This is a genomic window from Faecousia intestinalis, from assembly GCF_040096185.1.
In the GTDB taxonomy this organism is placed as follows: domain Bacteria; phylum Bacillota; class Clostridia; order Oscillospirales; family Oscillospiraceae; genus JAZOXB01.
Genome location: NZ_JBBMFF010000120.1, coordinates 1 through 7,597, shown reverse-complemented (window position 1 = coordinate 7,597; position 7,597 = coordinate 1). Strand labels below are relative to the sequence as shown.

At 60.6% G+C, this 7,597-nt stretch carries 4 protein-coding genes; all 4 read right to left on the bottom strand.

Features of this window, described 5'->3' with window-relative positions:
• Window positions 1-450 precede the first annotated feature (450 nt).
• The 4 genes from WMO66_RS02325 to WMO66_RS02310 all read right to left on the bottom strand — a co-directional run bounded on the left by WMO66_RS02325 (window position 451) and on the right by WMO66_RS02310 (window position 7,091).
• Window positions 451-1,935 (bottom strand): S-layer homology domain-containing protein, encoded by a 1,485-nt coding sequence (locus tag WMO66_RS02325; protein ID WP_349134799.1) that lies wholly within the window; start codon window positions 1,933-1,935, stop codon window positions 451-453.
• A gap of 290 nt (window positions 1,936-2,225) precedes the next feature.
• Window positions 2,226-4,355, bottom strand: a complete 2,130-nt coding sequence (locus tag WMO66_RS02320; protein ID WP_349134798.1) for a hypothetical protein — start codon at window positions 4,353-4,355, stop codon at window positions 2,226-2,228.
• A 27-nt stretch (window positions 4,356-4,382) separates the two neighbouring features.
• Window positions 4,383-6,494: an efflux RND transporter permease subunit gene (locus WMO66_RS02315; protein ID WP_349134797.1), complete on the bottom strand. Its 2,112-nt coding sequence runs from the start codon at window positions 6,492-6,494 to the stop codon at window positions 4,383-4,385.
• 3 nt (window positions 6,495-6,497) lie between these two features.
• Window positions 6,498-7,091: an HdeD family acid-resistance protein gene (locus WMO66_RS02310; RefSeq protein ID WP_349134796.1), complete on the bottom strand. Its 594-nt coding sequence runs from the start codon at window positions 7,089-7,091 to the stop codon at window positions 6,498-6,500.
• Between the last annotated feature and the right edge of the window lie 506 nt (window positions 7,092-7,597).

The window sequence follows — 7,597 nt, the reverse complement described above, 5'->3', positions numbered from 1 at the left end:
GGAGGCCAACGGCCGACGTGGCAATCTCGGGGAGGCACCTACGATTTCACCGATAGCTTTCCAATGATCCGGCCAGCTACTGTGAGATTGCCGCGTCGCTTCGCTCCTCGCAATGACACGTCAGGTAGTGCCTTGGTGCACCAGCGGTCTTCTGCCGTTGAATGCCCCCCTGCTAGGCGCTTAGGGAACGCCGCTACAGACGCAATCAGTGCGTTCCATTTTAACTATGGTCTGTACAGACCGGCAGCATTGCGCCGGTCGGGGCATCGGCCCCTACGCATTAAATGATACTGCCTGCACACGGGCGCTCGATGAGCGCCCCTACAGCGTCTAACGATACTGCCTGCACCGGCGGGCTGGGGGCAGTCCGCCCTACGGATTCTGTCGATCGTGCCTGCGTGGTAAAGGATCAGCCCCTGCGGGGCGGTTGGCCTCGCAGGGGCTGATTGATCAGTTGTTTGTGAGGAAGTCTACGAGGCGGCAGAGCATGGTTGCGATTTCGGCGCGGGTGGCGTTGCTGCGGGGCTCAAGGGTGGTCGGGGAGGTACCGTTGATGATACCGGCACCGACGGCCCACTGGATCGGCTCGCGCGCGTAATCGGAAATTCGGTTGCGGTCGCTAAAGCCCGAAAGGTCGCCGCTCGCAATGCAGGTATAGCCGCAGAGCACAGCGTAGCGGTACAGGAAGGCCGCCAGCTGCTCACGGGTCACGGGGTCATTCGGGGAGAATTCCGTCTCGCTCGTGCCGTTGCAGACGCCAACTGCCTTGGCCCAGTTGACGGCGTCGTAGTACCACTGGCCCTCTACGACATCGTCGAAGGCCTTCTGCGCATAGACTCTCGGGCGGTCGCTCATGTTGTAGAGCACCTGCACGACCATTGCGCGGCTCGTGGTGGCCAGCGGCTCGAAGGTGGTTTCGCTCGTGCCGTTCATCAGGCCGAGCCAGTAGACATCATGGACATATGGGAAGTACCATTCGTTTTCCGGAACGTCGACGAAGGGCGTCTTTGCCATGTCGAGGAATTTCAGCCCGTGCTCCTTTGCGTACTGCTCGGCATAAGTACCGGTCGTGCCGTAGACGGTGGTAATGCCGGATTTAACAGGAAGATTTGCAGGAAGACGCTCAAGGCATGCGGGCGTGTAAAGGTCGTTGATGATTTGGCCCCACTCCTCGGTGAACGCGCCATCCTCCACCACGCGGACATAGTCGCCGAGAACGAGTGAGGTGTTGTAATTTTTGCAGGTGCCTTCCACCTTGGTGATCGGCATTCCGTTGACCGCAGAGTCCATCACGAAAAGATTGCCATTGAAGGACGGATCGCGCAGGCTGACAAGGTAGATCGCCGTCAGCTCGTTGCCGTCCACGCGGAACACGCCGCTGTTGGCCGGCACATACTGGCTATCCGGATGGGCGTCCATCGGAATCAGGTCGCGGGCAAAGGCTCTGTGCTTTTCATAGCCGACACAGGTGTGACTGGCAAACAGCTTGGAGCCATAGGCGCTGCACTCCGGCGAAAGAGAGAAGTTTTGGGGCAGATAGTAGTAGTCGAGGGCATGGGCCCCCACGAAATTTTTCTCGATGTTGACCTCATTGTTGGGCAAGCCGACGAATACCAGATCGAATCCGGCAATGGAAATATCGTCGATAAAGGTCATGGTGTCCGGCAGGATAACGCCGACAACGCCTTCAAGATCGGTCAGGCCAAAGGTGTCGAGCCTCGTAACAGGGTATCCGTTCACATACTGCGGGATCTCCAGCACTTGCGGCAGGCTTCCCCTCACCGTGCTGTGGATTTCTGCATAGCCTTCCTCCGGATAGACCCAGTAGACAACGCCGTCGATCACGACCTCGTGATGCGTCGCTGCAAAAACCGTCGGGACGGCGGACAGCAGAAGTGCAAAGGCAAGAATCAGGCTGAACAAACGTTTTTTCATTGTGTCTGCTCCTCTCATTTTTGTGATGTCTCCATTATACCTGTTTATTCTAAGCTCGTCAATGCAAAATGCCCTCGTGGGAAACATTTGTCGTTTTTGGGGAAAACTGCCAGCATGGATTATCCGCAGGGCAGGCATTCCTAAGTCCGCTGGTGCAGGCGGGGGGCGGTTTGGTGAATAGTGAATAATGTAACGGTACAAGCATGCCCCGACCCTACAACACAAAACACCGCCCGGTGGGAGCTTTGCTCCCGCCGGGCGGTCGTGCGAAAGGGGGTCGTCTGTTTGACTCAGCCAATGGCCTCGGTGCGGTAGATGAACTTCACGCTGCCGTCCATTGCGGCGTCCAGGCCGGAATAGGTCTGGTAGTCGCCGGAGATACCGGCCAGTGCGCGGGCGCGCTCCAGCAGCGGCTCCACATCGCCGTCCATGGCGTCGACGAGCTTCTGGAAGCCCTCTTCATTGAGCTGCTTCAGACCGTCGGACAGCTGCATCGCGCCGTCGCGCAGCGCCGTCACGCCGTCGATGAGGGCGGATGCGCCGCTGCTCAGCGTCGCCGTGCCGTCTGCCAGCCGGCTTGCACCGGCATAGAGGCTGGAAGCGCCGTTCTGCAGACTGGCTGCGCCGTTCTGCAGCTTCGCAGCGCCTGCGGCCGCACTGTCCACGCCGCCGGTGTAGGCCTGCAGGCCGGCATAGAACTGATAATAGCCGTCAAGCTGGGATTTCAGGGCGCTGATGCTGGCTGCACCGGAGCTTGCCTGCTCCAGAGCAGCCGTGATCTGATCCTGCACCTCGGGAGAATTCATGTTCTGGTCGATGAGCGTCTGGATCTGCGCCGCAGTCTGCTGGTCGATGAGGGCCGCGATATCGGCGCTTGCCATCTGCGCGGCGACCTGTTGGGAGATGAGCGCCTGCACATCGTCGGAGGCCATCTGGGCGTTGATCGCAGCCTCGATCTGTGCCTGCTGCTCCTCCGAGATCGTGCCGTCGGCAATACCGGCCGCATACGTCTCCGGGGTCAGGCCCATGGCCGCAAGGACCTTCGCCGTGACCTGCTCACGGACCGCAGCCGTGACCTGCTCGGTCACATTCTGCTGCACGGCGGCAGTAACAGCCGCGCGGATGGTCGCTTCCTGTGCATTGACGGCAGCCGTTACCTTGGCAAGAGCCGTCTGATAAGCCTGCTCATAAACGGCGGTCTGATCGAGAGAAGCCAGCGCGCCGTTGAGCACCTCGGCATAGTTGCCGATCGTCAGCTGCGGGATGCTGAGGCCCGCTGCGTTGATCTGCGTCGTGGCAGCGGCCAGCAGAGACTGGAACACCTGCTGCGCGCCCGCATTCAGGGCCGCGCTCTGGCCGGACAGGGTGGAAAGGCCGCCGTTCAGGGTCTGCATGCCGGTTGCCAGCTCGGCAGCGCCTGCGTTCAGGCTGCCCGCGCCGGTCTTCAGGGCGGCAGCGCCGTTGTTCAGCGTGCCGACGCCGTCCACGAGCGTCTGGGACTTTTCAAGCAGGGTCTCAAGGCCCTCATACAGCTCGGAAGAGCCGTCGAGGAGCTGCTGCATGGCGTCGGTCAGCTTGGCGAAGGATGCCTTCAGGTCGTCGACCGTCTCAAAGTCGCTGTCCTGCAGCGCGCTGAAGACGGAGTTCGTTGCGAGCGTCAGGGTCGTGTCGAGTGCGAAGTCCGTCACGTCGGCGCTGACCTCGACATAGTCCGGCAGCTCCAGCGTATCGCGCTCGATGTTCAGGTCGTCCTGCAGGCCCGGGAAGGCGATGCCGACGACAACGGTGTGCGAGCCGTCATTCACGACGCGGCCGTTCGTGACCTCGATGTTCGTGAAGCGCTCGTTGTCCAGCAGCATACCGGTCAACGCGGCAAACGGGACATAGAGCGTCTCCTCCTTGCCGTCCACGGTCACGGTCGTCGTGCAGTGGTTCTCATAGTCGAAGCGGATGGTCACCTTGCCGCTCTTGCCCGCCAGCTCGGCCGGGGCGATGTCCTTGCCGTCGAGCTGGTAGCTGATGTTCATGGTCACGGGCAGCTCCGTTTCGCTCTTGCCCTGATAGTAGATGTCATTGCCCTGTGCATCCCACGTCAGGCTCGTGCCGTTCGCGGTCCACGTCTCGTCGCCCTTGACGTTCTCGATGTCCGTCAGGTCCGAGACGTCCTGCAGGCTCGTTTCCTTGTTCGGATTTTTGAGCCAGTCGCTGACGATCACGCTCTGCTGCTTGCCGTCGGCTCCGGCGATGACATAAACGGTCTCTTCCTTCGAGGCGCGCTCCTCCGCCGCAGCGGAGGCCGCCTTCGTATCCTGCGGGGCGTGCAGCGCCCCATTCTCCGCATGGACCGACGCGCCGGTGATCGTGCAGATCAGCGCAGCGCACAGGCAGCCGGAGAGAATTTTATATCCGGTCTTTGTCATGATCTTCGTTCCTCCTGTCTTCGATTCTCAGCGGGCAGAAGCATCCTGCTTCTCCGCGTGTTTTCTGGAATGATTGCAATGGCGCATGCCAAGCGTCGTGGCGCACACGAGCCGGTCGCACAGAAGCAGCAGTGCCGGCAGGATGAGGATGACGCAGAGCATACTGACGATGGCGCCGCGCGCCATGAGCATGCACATCGAGCTGATGATGTCGATGTCGGAATAGATGGCCACGCCGAACGTTGCGGCGAACAAGCCCATGCCGCTGACGATGATCGAGGGGATCGACGTCGAAAGCGCGGTGATAACGGCAGGCCGCTTCTCCTTGCCCGCAAGGCGCTCGGCCTTATAGCGGGTCGTCATCAGGATGGCGTAGTCCACAGTCGCGCCAAGCTGGATCGTGCTGATGCAGATCGGGGCGATGAACGGCAGCGACTGGCCGAGGAAATGCGGCAGGCCGAGGTTGATGAAAATGGCCAGCTCAATGACGGCGATAAGCAGGAACGGCAGCGAGATGCTGCGCTCCACGAGCAGGATGATGAGGAAGATCGCAAGGATCGACACCGCGTTGACGACCTTGAAGTCGTGGTCGGTCGTTTCGATCATGTCCTTCATGCACGGGGCCTCGCCGATGAGCATACCGGTCGGATCATATTTCTTCAGAATGGCATTGAGCGAATCGATCTGGGCATTCACTTCGTCGCTCGCGACCTTGTACTCGGAGTTGATGAGCAGCAGCTCCCATTTGTCGCTCTTGAGAATAGAGCGGACGGAATCCGGCAGGATCTCCTCCGGCACGCCGGCGCCGACGACGGATTCGAGACCGAGGACGTATTTCACGCCGTCCACCTGCTCCATATCGGAGATCATGCTGCGCACCTGCTTCGACGGCAGGGACGCGTCCACGAGCAGCATGTGCGTTGAGGCAATATCGAACTCCTCGGAGAGCTTGCTGTTTGCGATAACATACTCCATGTCCTCCGGCAGGCACTGGCCCATGTCGTAGTACACTTCGTCGTTCGTCTTGTCATAGGCGAAGTAGAACACCGGAGCCAGCACCACGAACAGCGCCAGGAACACCGGGAACACCTTCGTCACGCCCTTGGCCACGCCGTCCATCTTCGGGAGGATGGAACGGTGGCGCGTCTTCTGCAGGGGCTTGTCGAGCAGCAGAATGAGCGACGGCAGAACGGTCACGCAGGACAGCACGCCGAGCAGGACGCCCTTTGCCATCACGATGCCGAGGTCGCGGCCCAGCGTGAACGACATGAAGCACAGGGCCAGGAAGCCCGCGATCGTCGTGATGGAGCTGCCGACGACGGACGTCAGCGTGGCGCTGATGGCGTGAGCCATGGCCTCGCATTTGTCGGGGTAGATCGCGCGCTGCTCATTGTAGCTGTGCCACAGGAAGATGGAATAGTCCATCGTCACGGCCAGCTGCAGCACGGCGGACAGTGCCTTGGTGATGTAGGAAATCTCGCCCATGAACCAGTTGCTGCCGAGGTTCAGCAGAATGGCGGCGCCGATGCTGGCAAGGAACACGAACGGGATGAGCCAGCTGTCAAGGAAGACCATCATGGCCACGCACGCCAGCACAACGGCAATGGCAACGTAGATCGGCTCCTCCTGCTCGCACAGGTCCTTCAGGTCCGTCACGAGGGCGGACATGCCGGACACGAAGCACTGCTTGCCCGCAATGGAGCGAATCTCACGGATGGCGTCCATCGTCTCGTCCGCGGAGGTCGCGGTGTCGAAAAACACGGCCATCATCGTCGCGTCGCCGGTGTTAAAGGCGTCATAGAGCTTGTCGGGCAGAAGCTGCATCGGAATGGACGTGTCCATCAGGGAGTTGTACCACAGGACTGTCTCCACATGCTCGACGGATTCGAGCTTTTCCTGCAGGGCGGCAACGTCCTTTTCCGGCATATTCTCCACGACGATGAAGGAGAATGCGCCCTTGCCGAAGTCCTCCAGCAGTGCGTTCTGCCCGATGACGGTGTCCATATCGTCCGGCAGATAGTTGAGCATGTCGTAGTTGATCCGGGTCCCCAGCATGCCGAACACAGCCGGGATCATCAGAAGCACCGTGAGGATCAGGATCGCGACGCGGCCGCGCACGACCGCTTTGGAAAATCGCATGGTTTAACCTCTTTTCTCATAAAATTCCGCATCCAGAACATCAGGCTGCTGGTGCCGGATGATCTTGATCATGCTGCACGCGACGCAGAGGTTCAGGATGCCCTCTGCCAGCATCGCGATGCCAAGCAGGACCAGCAGCGCCCGCGCGCCGTCCATCGGGCGGAACACGAGCAGCAGCCCGGCCAGACACGCCATGATCGCCAACGTCAGGATCAGCCACCACGGCCGCAGGCCGAAGCGCTTCGAATCCGATGCCGCCTGGATCTTGAACAGTCCGTCGGCCAAAATGCAGATGCCGAGCACCAGACAGAAGAAGCTCACAAGCTGCACGGGACGCACAAGCACGATCAGCCCGAGCACGATCAGCAGGATCCCATAGGCCAGATCGAACTGAAACGCCAGCCGGTACAGATCGCGGGAAAAATACCCCATCAGCTTCACCGCGCCGAATCCGATCATCATGCAGCCCACCAGAATGCCGAGCAGCTTCATGGAGAAATCGGGCACCGCAATGAGCAGCACACCGAACACGCAGTACAGCGCAGAAAGGACGATGTAGCTCGTCTTCGCCGCGCGCATGAATTTCACGGAACGCATGAAAGCACCTCCTTCGATTTTTGGGCAGCCCCGCCGGGCCTGCCCCTTGGAACAGTCCAGAGTATACCCCATCGCCCACCCCCGCGCCATAGACAATGCCGCTCCCCTGCCGGATTTTCAGACACGGAGGCGGTTTTGCCTAATGGAAGGGCTAAAAAACGACACCGCCCCCCGAATTGTCATTGCGAGGCCCCGAAGGGGCCGTGCAATCTCTGGAACGCACTGCCGTTTCGTACCGGTCGCCGTTAAAATGGCAAAAACCAAAAGTCAGCCTGTAGCGGCGGTCACTGCGCAGCCGTTGGCGGCTTTGCCGCCTTACGGATGCGGCGTGCCCTTTACGGGCAGTGAGCGCCATGCAGGTTGAAGGTTTGGCGGCACAATCGCCGACCGCACATGCCGTTGTAGGGGAGCGGCATGCCGGGCCCGGCGCGGTACTCACGACTGGTACAGGCTGGCGTTAAAAAGGCTTCAGCCCCAGGTTTGTCATTGCGAGGAGGCCGCAGGCC

Excerpts from the sequence above, each read along its gene's own strand:
- WMO66_RS02310 (WP_349134796.1), bottom strand. The coding sequence starts at position 7,091 with ATGCGTTCCGTGAAATTCATGCGCGCGGCGAAGACGAGCTACATCGTC.
- WMO66_RS02315 (WP_349134797.1), bottom strand. The coding sequence starts at position 6,494 with ATGCGATTTTCCAAAGCGGTCGTGCGCGGCCGCGTCGCGATCCTGATC.
- WMO66_RS02320 (WP_349134798.1), bottom strand. The coding sequence starts at position 4,355 with ATGACAAAGACCGGATATAAAATTCTCTCCGGCTGCCTGTGCGCTGCG.
- WMO66_RS02325 (WP_349134799.1), bottom strand. The coding sequence starts at position 1,935 with ATGAAAAAACGTTTGTTCAGCCTGATTCTTGCCTTTGCACTTCTGCTG.